The sequence below is a fragment of the Cryobacterium sp. TMT1-62 genome, from assembly GCF_004403145.1.
In the GTDB taxonomy this organism is placed as follows: Bacteria; Actinomycetota; Actinomycetes; order Actinomycetales; family Microbacteriaceae; genus Cryobacterium; species Cryobacterium sandaracinum.
Genome location: NZ_SOGZ01000051.1, coordinates 36,401 through 62,253, shown reverse-complemented (window position 1 = coordinate 62,253; position 25,853 = coordinate 36,401). Strand labels below are relative to the sequence as shown.

Annotated in this window: 21 protein-coding genes; 14 read left to right on the top strand and 7 right to left on the bottom strand. The window is 68.4% G+C overall.

Going from position 1 to position 25,853, the window contains the following annotated elements; translation table 11 throughout:
- Positions 1–296: 296 nt before the first annotated feature.
- Positions 297–2,816, top strand: coding sequence for an RNA helicase (locus E3T34_RS15615; RefSeq protein WP_233191384.1), 2,520 nt, complete (start codon positions 297–299; stop codon positions 2,814–2,816).
- Between the two features lie 39 nt (positions 2,817–2,855).
- Complete coding sequence (locus tag E3T34_RS15610; RefSeq protein ID WP_104100795.1) at positions 2,856–3,905, top strand: Gfo/Idh/MocA family oxidoreductase; 1,050 nt, start codon at positions 2,856–2,858, stop codon at positions 3,903–3,905.
- Between the two features lie 414 nt (positions 3,906–4,319).
- Here the strand turns inward: E3T34_RS15610 and E3T34_RS15605 are convergent, their stop codons facing one another.
- The 4 genes from E3T34_RS15605 to E3T34_RS15590 form a co-directional block, all read right to left on the bottom strand.
- Positions 4,320–4,805 carry a LysM domain-containing protein gene (locus E3T34_RS15605; RefSeq protein WP_134343507.1) on the bottom strand — a complete coding sequence of 162 codons (486 nt, stop codon included), beginning with the start codon at positions 4,803–4,805 and terminating at the stop codon, positions 4,320–4,322.
- 75 nt (positions 4,806–4,880) lie between these two features.
- Positions 4,881–6,254 carry an L-serine ammonia-lyase gene (locus tag E3T34_RS15600; RefSeq protein ID WP_134343506.1) on the bottom strand — a complete coding sequence of 458 codons (1,374 nt, stop codon included), beginning with the start codon at positions 6,252–6,254 and terminating at the stop codon, positions 4,881–4,883.
- 42 nt (positions 6,255–6,296) lie between these two features.
- Positions 6,297–6,788: a CoA-binding protein gene (locus E3T34_RS15595; RefSeq protein ID WP_241976895.1), complete on the bottom strand. Its 492-nt coding sequence runs from the start codon at positions 6,786–6,788 to the stop codon at positions 6,297–6,299.
- Between the two features lie 146 nt (positions 6,789–6,934).
- A complete protein-coding gene (locus E3T34_RS15590) occupies positions 6,935–8,227 on the bottom strand; it encodes an O-acetylhomoserine aminocarboxypropyltransferase/cysteine synthase family protein (protein ID WP_134343504.1) in 1,293 nt (430 codons plus the stop codon).
- 121 nt (positions 8,228–8,348) lie between these two features.
- Between E3T34_RS15590 and E3T34_RS15585 the strand changes: the two genes are divergently transcribed.
- Positions 8,349–9,524 (top strand): FAD-dependent oxidoreductase, encoded by a 1,176-nt coding sequence (locus tag E3T34_RS15585; RefSeq protein WP_134343503.1) that lies wholly within the window; start codon positions 8,349–8,351, stop codon positions 9,522–9,524.
- A 142-nt stretch (positions 9,525–9,666) separates the two neighbouring features.
- Here the strand turns inward: E3T34_RS15585 and E3T34_RS15580 are convergent, their stop codons facing one another.
- The 3 genes from E3T34_RS15580 to E3T34_RS15570 all read right to left on the bottom strand — a co-directional run bounded on the left by E3T34_RS15580 (position 9,667) and on the right by E3T34_RS15570 (position 13,557).
- Positions 9,667–10,659 carry a YeiH family protein gene (locus E3T34_RS15580; RefSeq protein ID WP_134343502.1) on the bottom strand — a complete coding sequence of 331 codons (993 nt, stop codon included), beginning with the start codon at positions 10,657–10,659 and terminating at the stop codon, positions 9,667–9,669.
- A 127-nt stretch (positions 10,660–10,786) separates the two neighbouring features.
- Positions 10,787–11,887: an acyl-CoA desaturase gene (locus E3T34_RS15575; RefSeq protein ID WP_134343501.1), complete on the bottom strand. Its 1,101-nt coding sequence runs from the start codon at positions 11,885–11,887 to the stop codon at positions 10,787–10,789.
- A gap of 182 nt (positions 11,888–12,069) precedes the next feature.
- Complete coding sequence (locus tag E3T34_RS15570; RefSeq protein ID WP_134343500.1) at positions 12,070–13,557, bottom strand: dolichyl-phosphate-mannose--protein mannosyltransferase; 1,488 nt, start codon at positions 13,555–13,557, stop codon at positions 12,070–12,072.
- Between the two features lie 39 nt (positions 13,558–13,596).
- Here E3T34_RS15570 and rsmI point away from each other — a divergent pair, with 39 nt between their 5' ends.
- From rsmI to E3T34_RS15510, 11 genes are all read left to right on the top strand, one after another.
- On the top strand, positions 13,597–14,463 hold the full coding sequence (gene rsmI / locus E3T34_RS15565; RefSeq protein ID WP_104100887.1) for a 16S rRNA (cytidine(1402)-2'-O)-methyltransferase: 867 nt from the start codon (positions 13,597–13,599) through the stop codon (positions 14,461–14,463).
- A 243-nt stretch (positions 14,464–14,706) separates the two neighbouring features.
- A complete protein-coding gene (gene metG, locus E3T34_RS15555) occupies positions 14,707–16,269 on the top strand; it encodes a methionine--tRNA ligase (RefSeq protein WP_104100804.1) in 1,563 nt (520 codons plus the stop codon).
- The gene (locus E3T34_RS15550; RefSeq protein ID WP_233191385.1) at positions 16,262–17,215 is read left to right on the top strand and encodes a TatD family hydrolase; all 954 of its coding nucleotides are present in this window, start codon (positions 16,262–16,264) and stop codon (positions 17,213–17,215) included. The genes metG and E3T34_RS15550 overlap by 8 nt, the downstream gene beginning before the upstream one ends.
- Before the next feature lie 236 nt (positions 17,216–17,451).
- Positions 17,452–18,252, top strand: a complete 801-nt coding sequence (gene rsmA / locus E3T34_RS15545; RefSeq protein ID WP_233191393.1) for a 16S rRNA (adenine(1518)-N(6)/adenine(1519)-N(6))-dimethyltransferase RsmA — start codon at positions 17,452–17,454, stop codon at positions 18,250–18,252.
- A gap of 52 nt (positions 18,253–18,304) precedes the next feature.
- The gene (locus E3T34_RS15540) at positions 18,305–19,240 is read left to right on the top strand and encodes a 4-(cytidine 5'-diphospho)-2-C-methyl-D-erythritol kinase (RefSeq protein ID WP_104100807.1); all 936 of its coding nucleotides are present in this window, start codon (positions 18,305–18,307) and stop codon (positions 19,238–19,240) included.
- Positions 19,241–19,386: 146 nt separating this feature from the next.
- Complete coding sequence (locus E3T34_RS15535) at positions 19,387–21,192, top strand: ABC-F family ATP-binding cassette domain-containing protein (protein ID WP_104100808.1); 1,806 nt, start codon at positions 19,387–19,389, stop codon at positions 21,190–21,192.
- Between the two features lie 195 nt (positions 21,193–21,387).
- A complete protein-coding gene (locus tag E3T34_RS15530; protein WP_134343499.1) occupies positions 21,388–22,257 on the top strand; it encodes a MetQ/NlpA family ABC transporter substrate-binding protein in 870 nt (289 codons plus the stop codon).
- Positions 22,258–22,323: 66 nt separating this feature from the next.
- Positions 22,324–23,385, top strand: a complete 1,062-nt coding sequence (locus E3T34_RS15525) for a methionine ABC transporter ATP-binding protein (RefSeq protein WP_134343498.1) — start codon at positions 22,324–22,326, stop codon at positions 23,383–23,385.
- A gap of 1 nt (position 23,386) precedes the next feature.
- Positions 23,387–24,046 (top strand): methionine ABC transporter permease, encoded by a 660-nt coding sequence (locus E3T34_RS15520; protein WP_104100811.1) that lies wholly within the window; start codon positions 23,387–23,389, stop codon positions 24,044–24,046.
- Positions 24,047–24,307: 261 nt separating this feature from the next.
- Entirely contained in the window at positions 24,308–24,778 is a 471-nt protein-coding gene (locus E3T34_RS15515; RefSeq protein WP_134343497.1) for a hypothetical protein, read from the top strand.
- 2 nt (positions 24,779–24,780) lie between these two features.
- Positions 24,781–25,593: a lytic transglycosylase domain-containing protein gene (locus tag E3T34_RS15510; protein ID WP_241973040.1), complete on the top strand. Its 813-nt coding sequence runs from the start codon at positions 24,781–24,783 to the stop codon at positions 25,591–25,593.
- Positions 25,594–25,853 lie beyond the last annotated feature (260 nt).

Here is a 25,853-nt window from a genome sequence, read left to right as displayed (position 1 = left end):
GGCCACGCCGGCCGTCGCGGGCCGCCCGAGCCTTGCCGGGGCCGATCGGGCCGGCGGCCCGGGCGCGGGAGGCGTCGGCGGCGTCGGAAATGAGGACGAGGAAACGTCGCGGCTGGCCATGTCGCCAGCTTAGATTTGCGGCCTGTGAGTCCTCCGCAACGGCCCGTGACGGCCGCGGTGATCGGGCATATCGTCCCCGTGTTCACGCTCAGCCGGAGGAGAGACCATGCTCGGTTCCGACCCGGCCGCCGGGCGCGGAGCGGATGCCCAGTGGAATAGGGCAGGATCGAAGGATCATGGCAACTCTCACCGCCCTCCCGCATGTCACCGATCCGGATGTGCTGTTCGAGGCCTTCGAAACGTGGGCGGGGGAGCAGGGTCTGTCCCTGTATCCCGCGCAGGAAGAGGCCCTGATCGAGATCGTCTCCGGGGCGAACCTGATCCTCAGCACCCCGACCGGCACCGGTAAGTCCCTGGTCGCCGTCGGTGCGCACTTCGCCGCGCTCTCGGCCGGCAAGCGCACCTTCTACACGGCGCCGATCAAGGCCCTCGTCAGCGAAAAGTTCTTCGCGCTGGTGGAGATCTTCGGCGCCGAGAACGTGGGCATGATGACGGGGGATTCCTCGGTCAACTCCGACGCCCCGATCATCTGCTGCACGGCGGAGATCCTGGCCAACCTCGCCCTGAGAAACGGTGAGGACACTCCTGTGGACCAGGTCGTGATGGACGAGTTCCACTTCTACGGCGACCCCGACCGCGGCTGGGCCTGGCAGGTGCCGCTGCTGCTCCTGCCCGGGGTGCAGTTCATCCTCATGTCGGCGACCCTCGGCGACGTCACGTTCATCGCCGACGACCTCTCGCGCCGCACCCGTCGGACCACCGCGGTCGTCACGGGCGTGGAGCGCCCGGTGCCGCTGCACTACTACTACGAGACCACGCCCGTGCATGAAACGGTGGAGGAGCTACTGAAGACCGGGCAGGCTCCGATCTACATCGTGCACTTCGCCCAGGCGGCCGCGCTCGAACGGGCTCAGGCCCTCAGCAGCGTCAAGGTCGCCACCAAGGAACAGAAGGAGGCGATCGCGGAGCTGATCGGCGAGTTCCGCTTCACCACGAGCTTCGGCAAGACCCTGTCCCGGCTGATCCGGATGGGCATTGGCGTGCACCACGCCGGCATGCTGCCCAAGTACCGCCGCCTGGTGGAGCAGCTTGCTCAGCGCGGCCTGCTCCGCGTCATCTGCGGCACCGATACCCTCGGCGTGGGCATCAACGTGCCGATCCGCACCGTGCTCTTCACCGCACTCACCAAGTACGACGGCGTCAAGATGCGCCAGCTCAACGCCCGCGAATTCCACCAGATCGCTGGCCGCGCGGGCCGGGCCGGCTACGACACGGCCGGCACCGTCGTCATCCAGGCGCCCGACCACGAAACCGATAACCTCAAGGCCATCGAGAAGGCCGGCGACGACCCCAAGAAGAAGCGCAAGATCATCCGCAAGAAGGCGCCCGAGGGTTTCGTGTCCTGGGGTGAGCCCTCGTTCCAGCGGCTCGTGGCGGCCGAGCCGGAAACGATGCACTCGAGCATGCAGATGACCGCGGCGATGCTGATCAACGTCATCGGGCGCGGCGGTGACGCGTTCACCCACGTCCACGACCTGATCTTCGACAACCACGAACCCTGGAATCGCCAGCTCGCGCACGCCCGGCGTGCCCTCGGGATCTACAAGACCCTGCGCGCGGCAGGGATCGTGGAGCAAAGCGCGGCCGGGGACATCCGTCTCACCGTCGACCTGCAGCCCAACTTCGCCCTCAACCAGCCACTGTCGCCGTTCGCGCTCGCCGCGTTCGACCTGCTCGACGCCGACCCCGATGTGGCCGGCCCCGGCAGCGGCCACTACGCCCTCGACATGATCTCCATCGTCGAGGCCACCCTCGACAACCCGCGCCCGGTGCTGATGGGCCAGCAGTTCGCGGCCCGCGGCGAGGCCGTGAACGCCATGAAACGCGAGGGCATCGAATACGACGAGCGGATGGCGCTGCTCGAGGAGATCACCTGGCCGAAGCCGCTCGAGGAGTTGCTGCACGTCACCTTCACCACCTACAAGGAATCCCAGCCGTGGATCGCCGACTTCGAGCTCAGCCCGAAGACGGTCGTGCGGGACATGTACGAGCGGGCCATGTCCTTCGGTGAGTTCGTGGCCTTCTACAAGCTCGCCCGCAGCGAGGGCGTCGTTCTCCGCTATCTCTCGGATGCGTACCGGGCCGCCCGGCAAACCATCCCCGACGACGCCAAGACGGAAGACCTGCTCGACCTGATCGAGTGGCTGGGCGAGCTGGTGCGCCAGGTCGACTCGAGCCTGCTCGACGAGTGGGAGGAACTCATCCACCCGGACCTTGCCGTGCACTCGGATGCTGCGCAGTCGGTGCTGCCGCCCGCGCCCCGCCGCCTGACCACCAATGCGCGTGCGTTCCGCATCCTGGTGCGCAACGAGCTCTTCCGCCGGGTGCAGCTGGCCGCGCTCGAGAACTATGACGCCCTGGGCGAGCTTGACCGGGAACACGGTTTCCACACGGATGCCTGGGTCGATGCCATGGACGGCTATTTCGCCCTGCACGACGAGCTGCTGACCGGGGCGAATGCGCGCAGCGCAGACCTGATCATCTTCGACGAGGGCGCATCCGTCTGGACCGTGCGGCAGATATTCGACGACCCGGCGGGGGACCACGACTGGGGCATCAGTGCCACGGTCGACCTGGCCGACTCCGACGAGCTGGGCGCCGCCGTCGTGCGCGTCACCGGCGTCGACCGGCTGTAGCGGGCCGGGCGGAAGCCGCACCGGGAGTACCGTGGGAGCATGACGCAGTCGCCAGCATCCGTCGCCCCAATCCGCACCGGACTGATCGGGTTCGGCACGTCCGGACGCGTGTTCCACAGCCCGCTCCTCGGCGCGAACCCCGAGTTCTCGCTCGACCTGATCGTCACCCGCGACCCCGTGCGGCGCGAGCAGGCCGGTGAGCGTCACCCGGGGGTGCGCCTGATGTCGACCGCCGAGGACCTGTTCGCCGCCGCGGACGACCTGGACCTGGTCGTGATCGGCTCACCGTCGGGCACGCACGTCGAACTCGCCCACGCCGCCCTCGACGCCGGGCTCGCCGTGGTCGTCGACAAGCCCTTCGCGGTGACGGCCCGGGAAGGCCGCGGCCTGATCGAGAAGGCCGTGAGCCTCGGCCTGCCGCTCACCGTGTTCCAGAACCGGCGCTGGGACGGCGACTTCCTCACCCTGCGTGGCGTAATCGAAGCGGGGGCGCTCGGCGATGTGCGCCGGTTCGAGTCCCGGTTCGAATGGTGGAAGCCGGAGCAGACCAAATCGTGGAAGGTCGGCGCGACCATCCAACAGGGCGGTGGGGTGCTCTTCGACCTCGGCGCCCACCTGATCGACCAGGCCCTGCAACTGTTCGGCCCGGTCGACGACGTCTACGCGGAGACCCTCATTCGACGCCCGGGTGGGGTCGCCGACGATGACACCTTCGTGGCGCTGCACCACGGGTCGGGGGTGCGCTCGCACCTGTGGATGAACGGGATCGCCGCCCAGGTCGGCCCGCGCTTCCACGTCCTCGGCTCCGAGGCGGGCTACACCAAGTGGGGCCTCGACGGCCAGGAGACCGCCCTCGCGGCGGGTGCCCGACCGACCGACCCGGGTTTCGGCGTCGACCCGGAGTCCGCCTGGGGCGTACTCGGACGGGACGGCGCGCTGACCCGGGTGCCGACCGAGCGCGGCAACTATGCGGCGTTCTACACCGGTCTGGCCGACGCGATCCTGCGTGGGGCTCCGATCCCGGTCGACCCGCGGGAGTCGCTGCGCACGATCACCCTGATCGAGCGCATCAACCTGCTGACGCACTAAGGCACGTGCGTCCCGGCCCCGCCGTTGCGGCGCACCCGGACGGACGGACGGGGCCGACTCCACCGCGTGGACGCTGTCCATCGCTTAGGGAGGGCCGTGCCCCGTGTCGAACCAATTCGACGGAGATCCTGCTGTAAAAGTGCGTTCTCGGCGTGACTGGGTGCGATTCGGCCACAATCTCCGTCGAATTCGTTCGCAACGGAGTTGTTGAAGGGACGGCCCGACCGTCCCGCGAGAATGCTCTCCCGCGTGGATGGCGGTGCCATCCGGAGCGTCCGTTTCCGCGTCGGTCTCGGCCCGGAGAATTGTGGGAACCCCACTGCCGTGCCGCCCCGACGTTCGAGGCGTGTCACCACCTTGACGAGCGGACTACCGGAGCCATATCGAGAAGCTGGGAATGTACCCCTGAGCGCGCTACCCAGTGGTGGTCCAGTCGAGGTTGATCACGTCCCGGATGTAGATATTCTCACCCAGACCCGACACCGACGGATTCATGCGCAACAGCTGCTGCACCGGTAGGTCGAAGCGCTGCGCGATGGCGAAGAAGTCGTCGCCCTCCAGCACGGAGTAGCTGGTCGGGGCGCCCGCACCATCGGTGACCGGGGCGCCGGTGGCCCCCGTACTGGCGCCCAGGTCGACGGCCGGGCCCTCGGGCAGCGGCTCCACGGGCACGGCCTCGGCGTTGGGCGTGATAGTCGGATTCGGCACAACCGGGGCCTCGGGCTCAGGGGTCGGCGTGGGGGTGGGAGTCGCAGTGGGCGTCGGCGTGAGGGTAACCGTCGCGGTGACCACCGGAGCGGGGGCGCCGGCGCACCCGGTGAGGCCGAGCGGGAGCAGCAGCATGGCGGCCAGAGCGACCCGCGCCCAGACAGGAGTGGTTGTCGGTCGCGCAGAATTCATCGGATGTCCCCCTCGCAGAAAGTTCCGTTCGTGCCCCCGAGCGGATGCGTCCAGCTTAGGGCGCGAGTGGCGATGTCAGCACTCGATCACGTTGACGGCGAGGCCACCCTCACTGGTCTCCTTGTACTTGGTCGACATGTCCAGGCCGGTCTGGCGCATGGTTTCGATCACGGCGTCGAGGGAGACGAGGTGCGTGCCGTCGCCGTGCAGGGCCAGCCGGGCCGCCGACACGGCGGTCGACGCGGCGATGGCGTTGCGCTCGATGCACGGCACCTGCACGAGCCCGCCGACGGGGTCGCAGGTGAGGCCCAGGTGGTGCTCCATCGCGATCTCGGCCGCGTTCTCCACCTGCCGCGGCGTGCCGCCAAGAACGGCGCAGAGTGCGCCGGACGCCATGGCGCAAGCGGAGCCGACCTCGGCCTGGCAGCCGCCCTCCGCCCCGGAGATGGAGGCGTTGGCCTTTACGAGCGAACCGATGGCGACGGCGGTGAGCAGATAGCGACGGATTCCCGCGGCATCCGCCCCGGGCACGAAGCGCAGGTAGTAGTGGCCGACCGCGGGGATGATGCCGGCCGCGCCGTTGGTGGGGGCGGTGACCACGCGGCCGCCGGAGGCGTTCTCCTCGTTGACGGCGAGGGCGAATGCATGCAGCCATTCGGTCGAGGTGTCGCGTTCACGCGACGGCAGCCGGTCATATTCCTCTAGCTGCATGCGCACGGCCGCCGCGCGGCGCTTGACCTGAAGGCCGCCGGGGAGGGTGCCGGTGGCCTCGAGTCCTGACTCCACGCAGTCGCTCATGGCGTTCCAAATCGCGTCGAGGCCGACGTCGAGCGCCTCGGCCCCGTGGATCGTCTCCTCGTTGGCGCGGGCGATGTCGCAGATTGCGACGGCGTAAAGGTCGCAGAGGGCGAGGAGTTCGGCGCTGGAGGAGTACTGCCGCGGCTGTGGCACGGCCCTGCATGGGCCGATCGGGTCGCCGTCGCGCCGAATGAAGCCGCCGCCGATCGAGTACCAGGTCTCCTCGAGCAGGGGGACGGCGTCGTTCCCCCAGGCCGTGAGGGTCAGCGCATTGGGGTGGCCGGGCAGCCGGGTGCGCGCCTCGAAGGACACGTCGTCCTTTCGCACGGGGATGGCATGGCTGCCGCCGAGCATCAGCACGGCGTCGTCGGCCAGGCCGGACCAGGCGGAGCGCACGTCATCCGGGTCGCAGGTCTCAGGGCGGAGCCCGGAGAGGCCGGCCAGGACTGCGTCGGGCGTGCCGTGGCCGAGTCCGGTCGAGCCGAGCGAGCCGTAGAGCGAGCAGCCGATTCGGGCCACGTCGGCGAGCAGACCGGCGTCGCGCAGGTGGTCGGCGAAGGTGAGCGCCGCCCGCATCGGGCCCACCGTGTGGGAGCTGGAGGGGCCGATGCCGATGGAGAAGAGGTCGAGTGCCGACACATACGCAGTCATCCGACCATCGTAACCGTGCCGGGGTTGCGCCCCGGGGACGGATCAGCGGATGGTTTTGCGCGCCGTGATCTGGCCGGTGTCGAACCCGAGGAGGTGCAGCCCGCCGTGGAACCGGGCGTGCTCGATCTTGATGCAGCGGTCCATCACCACGGTGAGCCCCTTCGATTCGCCGTATTCGGCGGCCTCTTGGTTCCAGATGCCCAGCTGCACCCAGACGGTGGGCGCCCCGATTGCGAGCACCTCGTCGATCACGGCCGGGATGTCGCCGGCGCGACGGAACACGTCGACGATGTCGGGCACCTCGGGCAGCGACGCGAGGTCCGGGTAGGCCGTCTCGCCGAGGATCGTCTTCGCGTTCGGGTTGACGAAGTAGACCCGGTAGTCGCTCGACTGCTGCAGGTAGGTACCCACGAAATAACTGGAGCGGGCCGGATTCGGCGACGCGCCGACGATGGCGATGGACTTCGCCGCCCGCAGGATCTTCAGCCGGGCCTTGGCGTCGGGACCCACCCAGGTGCGCTGGGATTTCAGCAGCTTCGCGAGGGGGGAACCGGTGGGCACTGAGCAGCTGAGCCCATTGGCGAGGTGCACGGTGTCGTGCGCGGCGGCATCCGTGACCGTTGCGGCGGCGCTGTCGGGGGTGGCATCGGGGGTGGCGTCGATGTTCACGTGGTGCTCGCTCATTTGGGCCCCGCAATCCGGCCAAGGGCCTGGTCGAGGTCGTAGATGATGTCCTCGACGTCTTCGATGCCCACGCTGATGCGGACCAGGCCGGGCAACACGCCGGCGTCGACGAGCTGGGTCTCGTTCAGCTGCGCATGGGTGGTGGAGGCCGGGTGGATGACCAGGGTCTTGGCGTCGCCGATGTTGGCGAGGTGGCTGGCCAGGTCGACCGATTCGATGAAGGTGCGCCCGGCGTCGCGGCCGCCCTTCACGCCGAAGCTGAAGACCGATCCGGGGCCCTGCGGCAGGTATTTGAGGCCCCGGTCATAGTGCGGGTGGGCCGGCAGCCCGGCCCAGTTGACGTACTCGATCCGGGGATCGGCGTCGAGCCACTCGGCCACCGCGCGCGCGTTGTCCACGTGCGCCTGCATGCGGAACGGGAGCGTCTCGACGCCCTGGGCGAGGAGAAACGCGGAGTGCGGGGAGAGGGCCGGGCCGATGTCGCGCAGCTGCTCGGCGCGCAGGCGGGTGAGGAACGCGTACTCGCCGAAGTTGCCGGCCCACTCGAGACCGCCGTAGCTGGGCACCGGCTCGCCGAAGAGCGGGAACTTGTCGCTGTGCCAGTCGAAGCGTCCGCTCTCGACGACGACGCCGCCGAGGGTGGTGCCGTGCCCGCCGAGGAACTTGGTGGCGGAGTGGATCACGATGTCGGCGCCCCACTCGATCGGCCGGGTCAGGTAGGGCGTGGCGATAGTCGAGTCGATCACCAGGGGGATCCCGGCCGCGTGGGCGACGGCGGCGAGTCCCTCGATGTCGGCGACCTCGCCGGACGGGTTGGCCACCGTCTCGGCGAAGATCAGCTTGGTTTTCTCGGTGATCGCGGCGGCGTAGTCGGCCGCGTCGGCGCTGCGCACGAACGTCGTCTCGACCCCGAACCGGCGCAGCGTCACGTCGAGCTGGGTGATCGAGCCGCCGTAGAGGTTGGCACTGGAGACGATGTGGTCTCCCGAGCCGGCGAGGCTGGCGAAGGTGATGTACTGCGCGGACAGGCCGCTGGCGGTGGCGACGGCGCCCAGCCCGCCCTCGAGGCTGGCCACGCGCTCCTCGAAGGCTGCCACGGTCGGGTTCGAGAGGCGGGAGTAGACGTTGCCGTACTTCTGCAGGGCGAAGCGGGCGGCGGCATCCAACGCGTCATCGAAGACGAACGCGCTGGTCTGGTAGATCGGCAGGGCCCGCGCGCCGGTCACGGCGTCGGGGATGTTGCCTGCGTGGATTGCCCGGGTCTTGAAACCGTACTCGCGATCTGCCATGGCCTTACGTTAGCGATGATCGGCGGGGGGTTCGGGACAAGGGCGTAACAGTGCGAAACGGATGCCGACTTGCGGCCGCCCCGGTGCCCGTGCCTGCCGCCCGGTCGGGCAGGATAAGGGCATGGAAGAGCGCGTGGAGACGGTCGTCATCGGCGGCGGGGCAATGGGGTCGGCGACGGCCTGGCAGCTGGCGCGGCGGGGCCGGCCGGTCACCGTGCTGGAGCGGTTCACGCCCGGGCACCTCAACGGCGCCTCGCACGGCGCCTCCCGCAATTTCAACACCGCCTACGCCGAACCGACCTACGTGGCGATGCTTGCCGAGGCGCTGTCGCTCTGGCGCGAGCTGGAAGCAGAGACGCAGAGCACACTCCTGCGTCAGGTCGGCGTCGTCAATCACGGGGCGAATCCGTCGTTCGACCGAGTGGCGGCAATGCTGGCCCGGGTGGGCCTGTGCGCCGAGTTCCTCGCCCCGGAGGCCGCAGCCGAACGCTGGCCGGGCATCCGCTTCGACGGCCGGGTGCTGTTCGCCCCCGACGCCGGCCGGGTGAACGCGGACGCCGCGGTGACCGCCCTGCAGACCGCCGCGGCCACCGCCGGGGCCGACGTGCGGCACGGCATCCGCGTGCAGCGCCTGGAAGTGCAGGGCGATGACCGGGTGCGGGTGACCCACGAGGCCGGCACGATCATCGCCCGCCGCGCCGTCGTCACGGTCGGCGCGTGGACCAGCGCACTGCTGGCCGGGGTGATCCCGATGCCGCGCCTCACGGTGACGCAGGAGCAGCCGGCGCACTTCGCCTTGCGCGACGCCTCCCCGGCCGCCGCCGCACACGCCGAGACCGAGTGGCCCGGCTTCAACCATGCGCCCGCCTGGTCCGACCCGCGCTACGGATACTGGTACTCGCCGGTCTACGGCCTGTACACGCCCGGCCAGGGGATCAAGGCCGGCTGGCACGGCGTGGGTCCCGGCACCGACCCGGATGCGCGCAGCTTCCAACCCGAGCCCGTTCAGCTGGCTGCCCTGGCGCGCTATGTGCGCGAATGGCTGCCCGGCGCCGACCCCGACACGCTCGAACCGGTCAGTTGCACCTACACGACCACGGCCGACGAGGACTTCGTGCTCGACCGGGTGGGCCCCGTGATCGTGGGGGCCGGCTTTAGCGGCCACGGCTTCAAGTTCACGCCGACGGTCGGGCGAATCCTCGCCGACCTGACCACGGGCACCGCAGCCGCTCCGCCGCGGTTCGCCCTGAACCGAGCGCCGAACGCCGCGGCCGGGGGCTGGCTCTCCCGCCGTTGAGCGCCACCTCGCTGTTCGGCGTCGAACCAATTCGACGGAGATTCTGGCTCCCCTGCTCTGAAAGTGCGTTTTCGGCCTGATTGGGTGCGATTCGGGCCAAATCTCCGTCGAATTCGTTCGGGACGGAGCCGCTGACACCGGCTCAGGGCAGCTGCACGGCGGCGAGGGCGAGGGTGGCGATCAACGTCCAGGAGGTCAGACCCACGAGGAGGGCCCTGCCTCCGGTGCGCAGGATGGAACCGAGGTTCACGGCGGCGCCGAGCCCGAAGAGCGCGGCCGCGAGCAGGTAGGTCTGCACGGTGTCCGCGCCGGCCAACACGGCGTCCGGCAGCGGGGCGAACGTGCGCACGAGAACGGCGGCCAGGAAACCGGCCACGAACAGGGGCACGAGCGGCGGGCGGGACACGGGGGTATCCGTCACCGTGGCGACGCGCGTCTCGCGGCGGCGCTCGCCGACGGCGATGACGGCGACGATCGGCGCGAGTAGCAGCACCCGGGTGAGCTTCACGACGACGGCCACGGCCAGCGCGGCGGGCCCGGCGATCTGCGCGGTCGCGACGACCTGGCCGACGTCGTGCACGCCGGCGCCGACCCAGTGCCCGAACTGCAGATCGGTCAGACCGAGCGGATGCCACAGCACCGGCAGCACCGCAATGGCCAGCGTGCCGCAGAGGGTGACCAGGGCGATCGGGGTGGCGGTGTCGACATCCTTCGCCTTGACCACCCCGCTCATCGCGCCGATCGCGGACGCCCCGCAGATGGAGAAGCCGGTGGCGATCAGGATCGGCTGGCGGCCGGGCAGGCGAACCGCGCGCCCGAGCCAGTAGGTGCCGACGAAGGTGAGCAGCACGATCAGGACGGTGGTCATGATGGTCACCCAGCCCAAGCCCAGGATGTCCACCAGGCTCAGCTTCAGGCCGAGCAGCACGATGCCGATGCGCATGAACCGGGTGGCCGCGAGCTTCAGGCCCTTGGAAAGGACTCCCGTCAACGCACGGTGGGCGACCGGGAGATTACCGGCGACGATTCCGAAGGCGACAGCGAGCGTGAGCAGCGGCAGGGCAGGGAGGAGCGCGTGGACGATTCCGGCGAGCAGCGCGGCCGCGGCCGCGACCAGCACACCGGGCAGCCACATTGCACCGAGTTTACGGCCATCTTTGCCCGCGGCGGGCCTGGTACCCGTCGCCGATCCGTGAGAAAAGCCCCTCTCCCGCACGGGGACAGGGGCTTTGCCCACGGCTCGTCGGAGTGCTGCAGCCGATCTACCGGTGGTGGAACCGGGCGACCATCGGGCAGTCGAACGGGTCGCGGGCGCCGAGCCCGACCTTGTTCAGGTAAGCGATGACGATGCCGTAGGACTCGAAGAGCGACGTCTCCGTGTAAAGGATGTTGTGCGTCTTGCAGTATTCCTTGGTGATCTCCTGGGCCTTGCGCAGGTGCGGACGAGCCATGTTCGGGAATAGGTGGTGCTCGACCTGATAGTTGAGTCCGCCCATGAACGTGTCCATGAACGTGCCGCCGCGGATGTTGCGGGAGGTGAGCACCTGGCGGCGGAGGAAGTCCACTTTGCTCTCGTGGGGGAGCTGCGGCATGCCCTTGTGGTTCGGCGCGAAGGACGCCCCCATGTAGACACCGAAGACGGCCAGCTGCACGCCGATGAACGCGAACGCCATGCCGACGGGGAGGAAGTAGAAAATCGCGGCGACATAGAGCACGATGCGGGTGGTCAGCATACTGATCTCGAGCCAGCGCTTGTCGACCTTCTTCTTGCCGAAGACGGTTTTGAAACCCTGCACGTGCAGGTTGAACCCCTCGGCCATCAGGAGCGGGAAGAAGAGATAGCCCTGCTTGCGCGTGACGAACGAGCCGAGCCAGCTGACCTTCGCTGCGTCCTCTTCCCGAAAGACGATGAAGTCGGGGGCGATGTCCGGGTCCTTGCCGATGACGTTCGGATTGGCGTGGTGACGACTGTGCTTGTTCATCCACCAGGCGTAGCTGATGCCGACGAACAGGTTGGCGAGGATGCGCCCGGCGCGGTCATTGGCGCGACCGCCCTCGAACACTTGGCGGTGCGACGCCTCGTGGGCGAGGAACGCGTACTGGGTGAGGATGATGCCGAGCACGCCCGCGACGATGAGCTGGTACCAGCTGTCGCCGAGCAGCACGAACGCGGTCCCGGTTCCCAGGGTGGCGAGCACGAGCATGGAGAAGACGAACCAGTAGAAACCGGTGGCGCGCTTCAGAAGTCCAAGGTTGCGCACGGTGTGCAGCAGCGATGAATACTCGGTGGTGGGGTTTTTCGAATCGCCACCCGGGCGGGTCTTGACAATGCGCACCGTGGGTGCGGCAACAGCTTCCGACATGAGGCCTTTGGTTTGTATCCGGACTTCTCAGTCGATGATGGAGCAGACACTCGTAAAACAGATATCCATATTCTATGGGCCGGACCCCTTGGAAACGGGTGCTTTCACACCGCTTTCCCAGTCGGTATATGCCCACAGAGGCATATAAGTGGCTTCCGGTTTCCCGGAAAAGCACGTGAAAGTCAGCGCCAGCTGGGAAGCCAGATGTGCAGTTGCCAGAACGTAAACGGGGTCTGGATGCCCGTCCAGAGCGGGTAGAAATACGCGCTGAGGAGCGCGGCCGCCACCAGGAAGCCCAGCACGACCCAGCCTGCCCGGGGGAGCAGAACGCCGATCACGAAAGTGAGGCCGAGGAGCAGGTAGGGCTCGAACGCGATCGTGTAGAACTGGAAGACCGTGCGGTTTAGGTACATCAGCCAGGGCAGGTAGCCGGCGACCAGCCCCATCAGGATCAGGCCGACCTGCCACTCGCGATAGCGCGCCAGGCGATACACCAGGTAGAAGGCCGCCGCCGTGGCCGCCCACCAGATCATCGGATTCGCGATGCCGGTGATCGCCTCGGAGCAGGTGGCGACGTCGCATCCGTTCTCGCCCAGAGCGGAGCCGCGGTAGTACATGCTTGTCGGGCGGCTCATGAACAACCAGGTCAACGGGTTCGCCTGATACGGATGCGGCGTGGAGAGTCCGACGTGATAGGTGTAAGCCGCCACCTGGTAGTGCCAGAAGCTTTGCACCGAGTCGGGAATCCAGGCGAGGGCGCCGGTCCACGCGGCATCCGGCGTAGTGGCCCAGTCGCGGTAGTAGCCTCCCCGGGTGACGAACCAGCCGGTCCAGGAGGCCAGGTAGGTGGCGACGGCCACCGGCACGATCAGCAGGAAGGTCGCCGGTGCCTGCTTGAGCACGGCGGCGCTGAACCAGAACGGGAGCCCGGCGCGGCGCCGGGCGAGGGCGTCGACGAGAACAAGGTAGACGCCGAAGGCGGCTAGGAAGTAGATGCCCGACCACTTGACGCTGCAGGCGAGCCCGAAGGCAAGGCCGGCCGCGAGCAGCCAGGGCCGCCGCCACAGGGTCGGCCCCCAGCCCGGCTCCCGCCCGGCCTCACGCGCCTGGACCAGGCGGGCAGACAGCCTGGTGGCGTGCCGGTCCCGGTCGAGCAGCACAGCGCCGAACCCGAGAAGGGCGAAGAACATCACGGAGTTGTCCAGCAGGGCCACGCGCGACATCACGATGGCGTTGCCGTCGATGGCGAAAAGGAACCCGGCGATCACGGCCAGCACGGTCGACCCGAACAGCTTCTTCGCGATCAACATCAGCAGCACGACCGCCAGCACACCGATCAGGGCGGTGGCGATCCGCCAGCCCCAGCTGTGTTCGGGGCCGACGACAGCCATACCCAGTGCGATCAGCCACTTGCCGAGCGGCGGATGCACCACGAACGACGGGTCGGACAGGAAGACATCGGTCTGCCCGGCGGCGAAGAGGGCGTCCGCCCCCTCGGGCCAGGTCGACTCGTAGCCGAGGTTGTTGAGAGTCCAGGCGTCTTTCACATAGAAGGTTTCGTCGAACACCAGCCCGTGCGGCACGCCGAGATTCCAGAGTCGCAGCACCGCCGCGAGCAGGGTCACCGCCAGCGGCCCGGCCCAGAAGAAAACGCGGCTTGTCACGAACACGTGACCATCGTAGTGATCCGTGGCTGCGAGACTGGGACCATGATCCTCCTGGCTGCCACCCCGATCGGAAACCTGGGCGACGCGTCAAAGCGTCTGATCGAGGCGCTCGGCACGATGACGATTATCGCCGCCGAGGACACCCGGGTCACCGTGCACCTGCTCAAGGCCCTGGGCATCGAGAACCGCCCGCGGCTGATCAGCCTGCACGACCACAACGAGCGCGGCAAGGCGGCCGAACTCGTCGAACTCGCCCGCGACACCGACATCCTGGTGCTCAGCGACGCAGGGATGCCGACGGTATCCGACCCGGGTTTCCACCTGGTGGATGCCGCGGTGGCGGCCGGCGTCGTCGTGTCGGTGTTGCCCGGGCCGTCGGCCGTGCTCGCCGCGCTCGCCGTGTCCGGGCTGCCGACGGACCGGTTCACCTTCGAGGGGTTCCTGCCCCGCAAGCACGGCGACCGGGTTTCGGCCCTCCGCGAGGTGGCCGCGGAGCGGCGCACAATGGTTTTTTTCGAATCGCCCAACCGGCTGGCGGCCTCCCTCACCGATCTGGCTGCGGTGTTCGGGGCCGGGCGCCGCGTCGTGGTCTGCCGTGAGCTGACCAAATTTTACGAGGAAGTGAAGCGCGGTACAGCGACCGAGCTGGCTGAGTGGGCTGCCGGCGGGGTCAAGGGCGAGATCGCCATTGTGGTCGCCGGGGCGGAGGCACGCGTGCTGGATCTGGAGACCGGGGTGGTCGAGGTGCTCGCGCTGGTGGAGTCGGGCATCCGTCTCAAGGATGCGGCCGCCGACGTGTCCGCCGCCACCGGGCTCGGTAAGCGCGCCCTCTACGAGGCGGCGCTGGAGCGCAAGACGGGCAAGCCCGCCGCGGCCCGCGCGGACTTCCAGGCTCTGCCTCTGCCCTGACAGGAGTTCGCGGCCGGGGGGCACGACGGCGCGATCGTGCTCAGCAGATCCCGTGGACTACCCGCACCAAAAGGTGCACGGCCCGGACGTGCGGGAGTCCCTCGCCCTCCGGGACGCCCCGAACCGGACCCGGGCCCGGCCGCGCGGCAGGTGCTGCCGCCGGACTTCGGCCTACGCACCACGACGATCGCGGCACAAAGTAACACGGCCAGCGTCATCCGCTGCTCCTAATAGGATGGGAGCATGTCCGACGGCTTATCTTTTTACATCACCACGCCCATTTTCTACGTGAATGATGTCCCCCACATCGGGCACGCCTATACCGAGGTGGCTGCCGACGTGCTCGCACGCTGGCACCGGCAGTCCGGCGAGGATGCCTGGCTGCTCACCGGAACGGACGAGCACGGGCAGAAGATCCTGCGCACCGCGACCGCCAACGGCGTCACGCCGAAGGAGTGGGCCGACCGTCTGGTCGAAACCGCCTGGAAGCCGCTGTTGAAGACGGTCGACATCCGAAACGACGACTTCATCCGCACCACTGATGTGCGCCACGAAGTGAACGCGCAGAAGTTCCTGCAGCACCTCTATGACTCCGGCCACATCTACACGGGCGAGTACGAGGGCTTCTACTGCGTCGGCTGCGAGGAGTACAAGCAGCCGAGCGACCTCATCGATGGGGTCGGCGAGTACGCCGGGCAGCAGGTCTGCGCCATCCACTCCATCCCCTGCGAGCTGCTGCACGAGAAGAACTACTTCTTTCGGATGAGCACGTTCGCCGACCAGCTCCTCGCCCTGTACGAGGAGAACCCGAACTTCGTACAGCCCGCGTCGGCGCGCAACGAGGTCATATCCTTCGTCAAGCAGGGCCTCAGCGACCTGTCGATCTCCCGCTCCAGTTTCGACTGGGGCATCAAGGTGCCCTGGGACGACAGCCACGTCGTCTACGTCTGGTTTGACGCCCTGCTCAACTACATCACCGCCGCCGGCTACGGCCACGACGACGAGAAGTTCAGCCGCCTCTGGCCGGCGACGCACGTCGTGGGCAAAGATATTTTGCGTTTCCACGCCGTCATCTGGCCTGCAATGCTCCTCGCCGCGGGCATCGAGGTGCCTCGGCAGGTCTTCGGGCACGGCTGGTTGCTCGTGGGCGGCGAGAAGATGAGCAAGTCCAAGCTCACCGGCATCGCCCCAAACCAGATCACGGATACGTTCGGCTCCGACGCCTTCCGCTATTATTTCATGCGCGCGATCAGCTTCGGCCAGGACGGCTCCTTCTCCTGGGAAGACCTGTCCGCCCGGTACCAGTCCGAGCTGGCCAACGGCTTCGGCAACCTCGCCTCCCGCGTGATCGCCATGGTCGTGCGCTATTGCGACGGCGAGATCCCCGTCGCCGGCGACTTCAGCGAGGCCGACGAGCTCATTCGCGGCACCGAGAAGCGGGTGACGGATGCCGCCACACTGGCCATCGGACACCTCGCCATCCACGACGCCATCGCCGCGATTTGGGAACTGGTCGACGAGCTCAACGGCTACATCACCGCCCAGGAGCCGTGGTCGCTCGCGAAGGACCCGGCCGACCGGGACCGACTCGAAGCCGTGCTGGTCACCGCCGTGCGCGGACTGGGCACGCTCGCCGTGCTGCTCTCGCCGGTCGTACCGCAGGCCACGGCGAAGCTCTGGACCGCCCTCGGCGGCATCGGCCTGGTCACCGACCAGCGCATCGACCGGGCCTGGGAGTGGACCGGCGGCCCGCGGGTCTCCCCGCTCGAGGCGCTTTTCCCGCGCATCGAGGCCACGGTTGGCTGACGAGCCCGGGCCCGAAGCCGGCCCCGTGCGCCAGCGCGAAAAAGGTGCCGGCCGGGACCTGAGCTACCCGCCGCTGCCCGACCCGCTCGTCGTGCCGGTCTACGACAACCACACCCACTTGGAGATCGCCGACGGTGAGCAGTCGCTCAGCGTGGCCGAGCAGCTCGACCGCGCGTCCAGCGTCGGCGTGCGCGGCGTCATCCAGGTCGGCGGCGACCTGGAGACCTCGCGCTGGTCGGCCGCGATGGCCGCCCGGGAGCCGCGCATGCTCGCGGCCGTCGCCATCCACCCCAACGAGGCCCCGGTCTACGAGGCCGCCGGCACCCTCGACGACGCCCTGGCTGAGATCGCCGAGCTGGCGACGCGCCCGCGCGTGGTCGCCATCGGGGAGACCGGACTGGACTTTTTCCGCACCGGCCCCGAAGGACACGCCAGCCAGCTCCGCTCCTTCGAGGCGCACATCGACATCGCCAAGCAGAACGGCCTCGCGCTGCAGATCCACGACCGCGACGCCCACGCCGCGGTGATCGAGACCCTGCTGCGGGTCGGCGCGCCCGATCGCACCGTCTTCCACTGCTTCTCCGGCGACGTCGAGATGGCCCGCATCCTCGCCGACAACGGCTGGTACCTCTCGTTCGCGGGAACCGTGACCTTCAAGAACGCCCAGAATCTGCGGGAGGCCCTGGCCGCGGTGCCGCGCCGGCTGCTGCTGGTCGAGACGGATGCCCCGTTCCTCACCCCCGCACCCTTCCGCGGCCGCCCGAACGCGCCGTACCTGCTGCCGCACACCCTGCGCGTCATGGCCGACCACCTAGAAACGGAGGCCACCATTCTCGCCACCCAGATTTCGTCCAACACCGAACTCGTCTACGGGCGGTGGGACGCCGAACCGGTGACGGTCACCGAGCCAGAGCCCGACACGAGCTGGGTCGGAGGCCTCGCATGACCCCGCCCCGCCACGGCTACGCTCCCGGAGACGAACCCGAGGCCGGCACCCGACCCGTCAGCGACGAAGTCACCGGCGGCCGGCATGCCGCGCCGGCCGCCGTGCCGGAGCCGGCATCCGCTCTCGAAACGGATGCCGAGCCCGCGGATCCCGCTGCAGCACCCGCTGCTGCTCCAGCCGCCGCTCCCGGCGCACGGTCCCTCCTCGGCCCCGCCGAGATCCGCGACCTGGCCGAGATGCTGGGCGTCAACCCCACCAAGAAGCTCGGCCAGAACTTCGTCATCGACGGCAACACCGTGCGCCGCATCGTCAGGGTCGCAACCGTCTCACCCGGCGACACTGTGCTGGAGGTGGGCCCCGGGCTGGGATCCCTCACGCTGGGGCTGCTCGAGACCGGCGCGACCGTCGTGGCCGTGGAGATCGATGACCGGCTCGCCGAGCAGCTGCCGCTGACGGTCGAGCTGATGCATCCCGGCGCGCCGCTCACCGTCATCCGCAACGACGCGCTCAAGATCATGGAACTGCCCGGCGACCCGAGCCGCCTCGTGGCGAACCTGCCGTATAACGTGTCGGTGCCGGTGCTGCTCTACCTGCTGGAGCACTTTGCCTCCATCCGGGCCGGAGTGGTCATGGTGCAGGCCGAAGTGGGGGAGCGCCTCGCGGCGCCATCCGGTAGCAAGGTCTACGGCAGCCCGAGCGTCAAGGCCGCCTGGTACGGGGCATTCCGCACCGCCGGCAAGGTCAGCCGCCAGGTGTTCTGGCCGGTTCCCGGCGTCGATTCGATCCTGATCGCCTTCGAACGACGCGCCCGGCCGCTCGAATCCGAGGAATTGCGCCGCGCCACCTTCGCCCTCGTCGATGCCGCGTTCCAGCAGCGCCGCAAAATGCTGCGCCAGTCGTTGTCCTCCGTTCTCGGTGACCCATCGAGTGCCACCGAGATCATGACGCACGCCGGAATCGACCCTACCGAGCGCGGCGAGCAGCTCACGGTCGAGGACTTCCTGGCGATCGCCCGCGCCCAGCTCGCCGCACACTGACGCGTGCCGCCGCGGGGCAGTCGCGAGTGTGCGGCTGGGCTAGGTTAGTCACATGACCAACCCGGCCCCTTCTCCCGTGGTGCATGCGCGGGCGCCCGGCAAGATCAACGTTTGCCTCAAGGTCGGTGCGGTCCTCGAAGACGGGTACCACGAGGTGGCCACCGCCTACCAGGCCGTGTCACTGTTCGAAGACGTGCGCGCTTGGCCGGCCGACGACTTCTCGGTCGTGTTCACCGGCACCATAGATGCCTCGGGTCTCGCCGTCGACGGCAGCAACCTCGCCATCAAGGCCGCGCGCGCCCTGGCCCGCAAGGCCGGCTATCGCGGGGGAGTGCGCCTCTCGATCGAGAAGAACGTGCCCATCGCCGGCGGCATGGGTGGTGGGTCGGCGGATGCCGCGGCCACCCTCCTCGCTTGCGACACCCTGTGGGGAACCGACGCCACCCGCGACGACCTCATCGAGATCGCCGCGACCCTCGGCGCTGACGTCCCGTTCGCCTTCACCGGCGGCACCGCCATCGGCACCGGGCGCGGCGACCAGCTCAGCCCAGCCCTGGCCAAGGGGCAGTTCCACTGGGTGCTCGCCCTCGCCGACTTCGGCCTCTCGACCCCCGGCGTCTACAACGAGCTCGACCGCCACCGCGAACGCCACGCCCAGGACATCTTCCCAGCCCAGATCCAGCCCTCCGTCGACACCAACGTGCTGCAGGCGCTTCGGGCCGGCGACCCGCGGATGCTGGCCGAGGCGCTGCACAACGACCTGCAGGCCCCCGCGCTGCACCTGGCCCCCGGCCTGGGCAAGGTGCTCGAGTTGGGCGAGGCGAACGGCGCCCTGGCCGGCCTGCTCTCCGGCTCCGGCCCGACCGTGGCCTTCCTGGTCGCGGATGCCGACAGCGCCCTCGAACTGCAGGTCGCCCTGAGCGCGTCCCGGCTGCGCGTGGTGCGCGCCACCGGGCCGGTGCACGGGGCCCGGATCATCCACGACTAGCCCCCCGTTTTGCCGCAACTGTGGCCCGGTCGGACATCTGTTGCCGGTGTGCCGGCAACAGATGTCCGATTCGGCAACAGTCAGGCCACCGGGTGCGAAACCGGGGCGCGCGGGCCTCTCAGCCGCGCCAGCTAAACTCGAAAGCTATGGCACATTTGCTCGGGGCCGAGTCCCTGCACCTTGAATTTCCCACCCGCGTCATTTTTGACAGCGTCACCGCCGGTCTCAACGAAGGCGACCGGATCGGCGTCGTCGGCCGCAACGGCGACGGCAAGTCCACCCTGATGCGCCTGCTCGCCGGCCGGATGGAACCCGACGCGGGCCGCGTCACGCGCCGGCGCGGCGTCACCATCGGCATGCTCGACCAGTCCGACGACCTCGCTTCGGGCCAGACCGTGGGCCACACCATCGTCGGCGGCATCGACGAGCACGTCTGGGCGGGCGACGCCAAGGTGCGCGACGTGATTGCGGGACTCGTGCGGGACATCCCCTGGGACGCCCTTGTCGACGACCTCTCCGGTGGCCAACGCCGCCGGGTGGCTCTGGCCTCCGTGCTGATCGGTGACCACGACGTCATCTTCCTCGACGAGCCCACCAACCACCTCGACGTGGAGGGCATCTCCTGGCTGGCCGGTCACCTGAAGACCCGCTGGGCCACGAACTCCGGCGGCCTGGTGGTCGTCACCCACGACCGGTGGTTCCTCGATGAGGTCTGCAACATGACCTGGGAGGTGCACGACCGCCTGATCGAACCGTTCGAGGGTGGCTACGCCGCCTACATCCTGCAGCGCGTCGAACGCGACCGGATGAGCGCGGCCTCCGAATCCAAGCGCCAGAACCTGATGAAGAAGGAACTGGCATGGCTGCGGCGCGGAGCCCCCGCCCGCACCGCGAAGCCCAAGTTCCGCATCGACGCCGCGAACGAGCTGATCGAGAACGAGCCGCCGCCCCGCGACACCGTGTCGATGCAGTCGATGGCCATGCAGCGCCTGGGCAAGGATGTCGTCGACCTGATCGACATCGGCGTGAAGTTCGGCGAGAAGACCGTGCTGAACGACATCACCTGGCGCATCGCACCAGGCGAGCGCACCGGCATCATGGGCGTCAACGGCGCCGGCAAAAGCACGCTCCTGAACCTGGTGGCCGGCACACTTCTGCCCACCACGGGCACCGTCAAGCGCGGCAAGACCATCAAGGTCGCCGTGCTCACCCAGCAGCTGTTCGAACTCGACGACATCCAGAACGACCGCGTCAGCGAGGTCATCGGCCGTCAGAAGACGTCGTACATGGCCGGCGGCAAGGAAATCACGCCCGGCCAGATGCTCGAGCGCATGGGTTTCATGAGCGCCCAGCTGACCACCCAGGTCAAGGATCTCTCCGGTGGCCAGAAGCGCCGCCTGCAGCTGCTGCTGATCGTGCTCGACGAGCCCAATGTGCTGATCCTCGACGAGCCCACCAACGACCTGGACACCGACATGCTCGCGGCCATGGAAGACCTGCTCGACTCCTTTCCCGGCACCCTCCTCGTGGTCTCGCACGACCGGTACCTGATCGAGCGCGTCACCGACAACCAGTACGCGGTCACCGAGGGCGGCTTCCGCCACCTTCCCGGCGGTGTGGACCAGTACCTCGAGATGCGCAAGAAGCAGACGAGCGGCATTGACAAGCCCGCCGAGGCGAACGCGGCGAACACCTCCGGCGGGAAGGCGGCGCGCAAGCTCGCCATCGGTGGCGCCGACCTCCGCAACGCGCAGAAGGAACTCGCCTCCATCGATCGCAAGGTCGCCAAGCAGAACGCGCGGATCGCGGCCCTGCACGAGAGCCTCGCCGTGCACGACCAGTCCGACTTCGACGGCCTCGGCGTGCTCAGCACCGAATTGCAGACGCTCGAGTCCGCCATCGCCGGCTTCGAAACCCGCTGGATCGAACTCTCTGAGTTGATCGAGGGCTGAAGTCGCAGATGCTGTGACCGCGTGTGACGTTGGCGCGCACGCGGCGCAGCATCTCCCGTTAGCCTTGGAACGTGCCTCGCGACGCAGCGGCACAGACTCCCACCCCTCTTTGTCCCGTGGTTCCTCTGTGCCCGAAATCGCGCCGGCACCCACCGCCGTTCAGACGGCACCGAAGCCAACAAGGGGAACCCCATCGTGAACAAGAAACTGCTCGCCGCTCTCGCGGTCGTACCGCTCGTCGCCCTGCTCGCCGGTTGCTCCGGTGCGGCCGCCGACGAGACCGTGAAGATCGGCGTCGTCGGCGCCAGCGACCCATACTGGGCCGTCTACGAGGAAGCCGCGGCGGATGCCGGCATCACCGTCGACATCGTCGACTTCACCGAGTTCGGGCAGCCGAACCCGGCCCTGTCTGCCGGCGAGCTCGACCTGAACCAGTTCCAGCACATCGTCTACCTCGCCGAGTACAACGTGGCCAGCAAAGAAGACCTCGCGCCGGTCGGCGCCACCGCGATCTACCCGCTCGCCCTGTACTCGACCCAGTATGACGACGTCAGCAAAATCAAGAAGGGCGACACCGTCGCTGTGCCGAACGATGCCAGCAACCTGGCTCGCGCGTTGCTCGTACTGCAGTCGGCGAAGCTGATTACGCTCTCCGACGGTGGCAGCATCTACTCGACCCTCGACGATATCGATAAGAAAAAGTCCAAGGTCACCGTGACCGCGCTCGAGGCCTCGCTCACCGCCACGTCGCTTCCCGACGTCGCCGCCGCGATCATCAATAACGACTTCGTCGAGAAGGCCGGTTTGAAGGTTGAGGATGCCCTCGCCCAGGACGACCCCGCCGACCCCAACGCGCTCCCGTACGTGAACGTTTTCGCGGCCCGCGCAAAGGACAAGGACAACGCCACCTACCAGAAGCTGGTCGAAATCTACCAGACCACGAAGGCCGTGCAGGATGGCGTGATCGACGTGTCCGCCGGTTCCGCGGTGATGGTCAAGACCCCGGTCGCCGACCTCGAGGCCTCCCTCGCCACGGTCGAGAAGGACACCATAGCCCAGAGGTAGCGCCGCCCGACCTCAGCCCAGCACAGCCGCACAGTCCGGCGCCACGCCAGTCAGTAAGGACGTCCCATGCCTGCCCCCACCCCCGTTGTCGAACTGCGTGACGTGAGCAAGGTGTACCTGCCCACGACCCGGGGCGGGGCCGAGGTCGTCGCCATCGACAAAATCAGCCTCACGATCGACGCCGGGGATGTCTACGGCATCATCGGTTATTCGGGGGCAGGCAAGAGCACCCTGGTGCGGCTTGTGAACGCTCTCGAACGGTCGACGTCGGGCGAGATCCTGATCAACGGCACCGACATCGCCCGCCTGCCCGAGCGGGAGCTGCGCCCGGTGCGGCTGGGCATCGGGATGATCTTCCAGCAGTTCAACCTTCTGGGGTCACGCTCCGTCGCGGCGAACGTCGCCTACCCGCTCGAGGTGGCCGGACAATCGAAGGAGACGCGCCGGGCCCGGGTCGCCGAGATGCTCGACTTCGTCGGGCTCGGCGACAAGGCGGGCGCCTATCCCGACCAGCTCTCCGGCGGTCAGAAGCAGCGCGTGGGCATCGCACGGGCCTTAGCCAGCCAGCCGGGCATCCTGCTCGCCGACGAGGCCACCAGCGCCCTCGACCCGGAGACCACCTCCGAGGTTCTGGACCTGCTCGGGCGGGTGAATAAGGAATTCGGGGTCACCATTATCGTGATCACGCACGAGATGGATGTCATCCAGACCCTGGCGACGAAGGTCGCCGTGATGGACCAGGGCCGGGTGATCGAGCGCGGCGACGTGTTCGACGTGTTCTCGAACCCGCAGCAGGCGGCCTCCGCCCGGTTCGTCTCGACTGTTGTCAAGGGTCTCCCTTCTTCGTCGGAACTCGCCGTGCTGCGGCGGCGTCACCCGGGCCGCCTCGTCACGCTGGCGTTCCGCGACAGCAGCGTCGATCAGGCCCGCGTGTTCGGCGAGTTCGTCTCCGCCGGCGTCACCTTCGAGGTCGTCTACGGCGGCATCAACGAGATCCAGGGCCGGTCGTTCGGACACCTGACGCTGGCACTGGCCACGCCGGGGGCGACGGATGCCGCGGCCGACGCCGCCATCGACGCCGCGCTCGACCGGGTGCGAACCCTCACGACCGTGACCGAGGTGCGCTGAGATGGACAGCCTGATCGACCTGTTGCCCGAACTCTGGATCGCCGCGGGGGAGACCCTCTACATCGTCGGCCTCACGCTCTTCTTCGGCGGGATCGGCGGCCTGCTCGTGGGCCTCGGCCTGTATCTGACCCGCGCCGGCAGCATCCTCGAGAACCGCGGGGTCTTCGTGGTGTTGAACCTGTTGGTGAACATCGTGCGGCCGATCCCGTTCATCATCTTCCTTGCCGCCGCCCAGCCGCTGGCCCGGACCGTGGTGGGAACCGGCATCGGCAACGCGGCGATTATCTTCACGATCTCGCTCGCGGCATCCTTTGCCATGGGGCGCATCGTGGAGCAGAACCTCCTCACGGTGACGCCCGGTGTGATCGAGGCGGCCCGCAGCGTGGGGGCCGGGCCGATCCGGATCATCTTCACGGTGCTGCTGCCCGAGGCGCTCGGCCCGCTCATCCTCGGCTACACCTTCATCTTCGTGGCGCTCGTGGACATGTCGGCGGTAGCCGGCTACGTCGGCGGCGGCGGCCTCGGAAACTTCGCGCTGCTCTACGGTTACCGCCAGTTCAATCCCGTGGTGACCTGGGCGGCCGTGCTGCTGATCATTGTGCTTGTGCAGCTGGTGCAGTTCCTCGGAAACTGGCTGGCCCGGAAGGCATTCCGCCGGTAAGACGACCCCCGAGTGCGGGACATCTTTCGCGCGTTCTTTCAGCGCCGGACATCCCTCGTTCACCTCCGGTTCAGGTGATGCTCCCGGACCGGACATTCGTGGGCTGGACAGTACACGCGGGGTCGGCCTATTCGAGCCGCTTACACGTCACAGTGGCCCCTTCGCTGCATCATCCTTGCCCAGGGAGTCATCTTGTCGCCGAGCCCGAGCATCGTCTTCTCGGCGTTTGAATCCGCCGCCGACCCCCGATTGCATGGATGGGTGGCTTTCCGTGAGAGCGTGCAGAATGTCGGCACTCCCGTTAGGGCGGTCGCCGTGCGTGACGGGCACCGCGCCGGTCCCTTGCTCACGGGAGCGCCGCGGCACTCCGGTATCTGGCGACTGCTCGCCTCGAACCGGCGCGAGCTCGGCCGTAGCTCCTCCGTCTACGCAACGTTCTCCAGCGCGCGAGCCCACGTCCTCGAACTCAAGGGCCAGTGCGATTCGATGGTCGCCACGGTTGTCACGGGTCCCAAGGCCGGCACACACGGGTGGGTGATCAGCGTCGGTGATGTAGTCGTGATGACTGCAGGGCGCTGGTATGGCGCGGCGTCGACCAGCCGCGAGGCCTCGGCTGGAACCATTGAGGCTTTCCACAGCGCGCTCGTCGGTGCGGACGCCCGTCATGCCACGGAGGCCGGGCAGCGCGGCAACCGGGTACTCTCCGACGAGGAACGGGCCCTGTCCTGGTGACCGTGCGCAAGCACCGCGGAACCCCCATGATCGCCACGGTTGCCGGCCTCTCCGTGGTCGGCTGGCTGGTCTTCGGCTGGCTGGTACCCGGTTTCCAGGCACCCGAGGGCGTGCGGGCGAGTCTCGCACCGGCCGCGTCGGCGGTCATCACCACCGTGCCGCCAGAGGTTGCCCGATCGCTGCCCGCGGCCGAACCAGCGCCCGCCACGCTTGCCCTGCCGACGGTTACGCCTCCGATTGATGGCAATGCGGCGCTCGCCGACCCTGCCTGGGCCACCCGCGTCGCCCAAGCGGCCGGCATCCCAGTGCGCGCCCTGCTCGGCTATGCAGGGGCGTCCCTGGCCCTGGCGGCCGAACAACCGGGCTGCCACCTCGGTTGGAGTACCCTGGCCGCCCTCGGCAACGTCGAATCCGGTCACGGCAGCCACGACGGTTCGGCACTCGGAGCGGATGGCGCCGCCCGCCCGGGCATCTTCGGCCCCGCACTCGATGGCAGCGCTTTCGCCGCGATGAGCGACACCGATCGCGGAGTCTGGGACGGCAGCACCGAATGGGACCGCGCGGTCGGGCCCCTGCAATTCATTCCGGCAACCTGGCAGCGATGGGGCGCCGACGGCAACGGGGACGGCGTCGACGACCCGCAACAAATCGACGATGCCGCCCTCGCCGCCGGCCGCTACCTCTGCCACTACGGCGAGCTGTCCCGGCCCGATCGCTGGCGCGCCGCCGTGTTCGCGTACAACCACGTCGAATCCTATGTGAACACCGTTGCCGCGACCGCGAATACCTACGCCGCGGTGGCGGGCGCGCGGTGACGCCGTATATAAACGTAGCGAGCTAAACCGCTCGGTGGCGCACGCCACTTCGCGCTCACCGCGCGGCCGCCGTTCTCCCGTGACTCGGCTGCCGCCGTAATGCGCGCCCACGTGCGGGCGCCCTCTTCGGGGCCCCCGGTCCTGCACCGGGTGCAATCCCGCGCGCTCAACTCTCCACTACGCGTCCACCTCTAGCTGGACAAATCGACGCTCAGTGTTAACCAAGCGCCCCAAACATGTGTCTCGGACGTGCTACCTCC

Coding starts and splice junctions, on each gene's coding strand:
- metG (WP_104100804.1), top strand. CDS start 14,707: ATGTCCGACGGCTTATCTTTTTACATCACCACGCCCATTTTCTACGTG.
- E3T34_RS15600 (WP_134343506.1), bottom strand. CDS start 6,254: ATGACTGCGTATGTGTCGGCACTCGACCTCTTCTCCATCGGCATCGGC.
- E3T34_RS15525 (WP_134343498.1), top strand. CDS start 22,324: ATGCCTGCCCCCACCCCCGTTGTCGAACTGCGTGACGTGAGCAAGGTG.
- E3T34_RS15575 (WP_134343501.1), bottom strand. CDS start 11,887: ATGTCGGAAGCTGTTGCCGCACCCACGGTGCGCATTGTCAAGACCCGC.
- E3T34_RS15520 (WP_104100811.1), top strand. CDS start 23,387: ATGGACAGCCTGATCGACCTGTTGCCCGAACTCTGGATCGCCGCGGGG.
- E3T34_RS15540 (WP_104100807.1), top strand. CDS start 18,305: ATGACCAACCCGGCCCCTTCTCCCGTGGTGCATGCGCGGGCGCCCGGC.
- E3T34_RS15615 (WP_233191384.1), top strand. CDS start 297: ATGGCAACTCTCACCGCCCTCCCGCATGTCACCGATCCGGATGTGCTG.
- E3T34_RS15585 (WP_134343503.1), top strand. CDS start 8,349: ATGGAAGAGCGCGTGGAGACGGTCGTCATCGGCGGCGGGGCAATGGGG.
- E3T34_RS15605 (WP_134343507.1), bottom strand. CDS start 4,805: ATGAATTCTGCGCGACCGACAACCACTCCTGTCTGGGCGCGGGTCGCT.
- E3T34_RS15590 (WP_134343504.1), bottom strand. CDS start 8,227: ATGGCAGATCGCGAGTACGGTTTCAAGACCCGGGCAATCCACGCAGGC.
- E3T34_RS15580 (WP_134343502.1), bottom strand. CDS start 10,659: ATGTGGCTGCCCGGTGTGCTGGTCGCGGCCGCGGCCGCGCTGCTCGCC.
- rsmA (WP_233191393.1), top strand. CDS start 17,452: ATGCTGGGCGTCAACCCCACCAAGAAGCTCGGCCAGAACTTCGTCATC.
- E3T34_RS15610 (WP_104100795.1), top strand. CDS start 2,856: ATGACGCAGTCGCCAGCATCCGTCGCCCCAATCCGCACCGGACTGATC.
- rsmI (WP_104100887.1), top strand. CDS start 13,597: ATGATCCTCCTGGCTGCCACCCCGATCGGAAACCTGGGCGACGCGTCA.
- E3T34_RS15535 (WP_104100808.1), top strand. CDS start 19,387: ATGGCACATTTGCTCGGGGCCGAGTCCCTGCACCTTGAATTTCCCACC.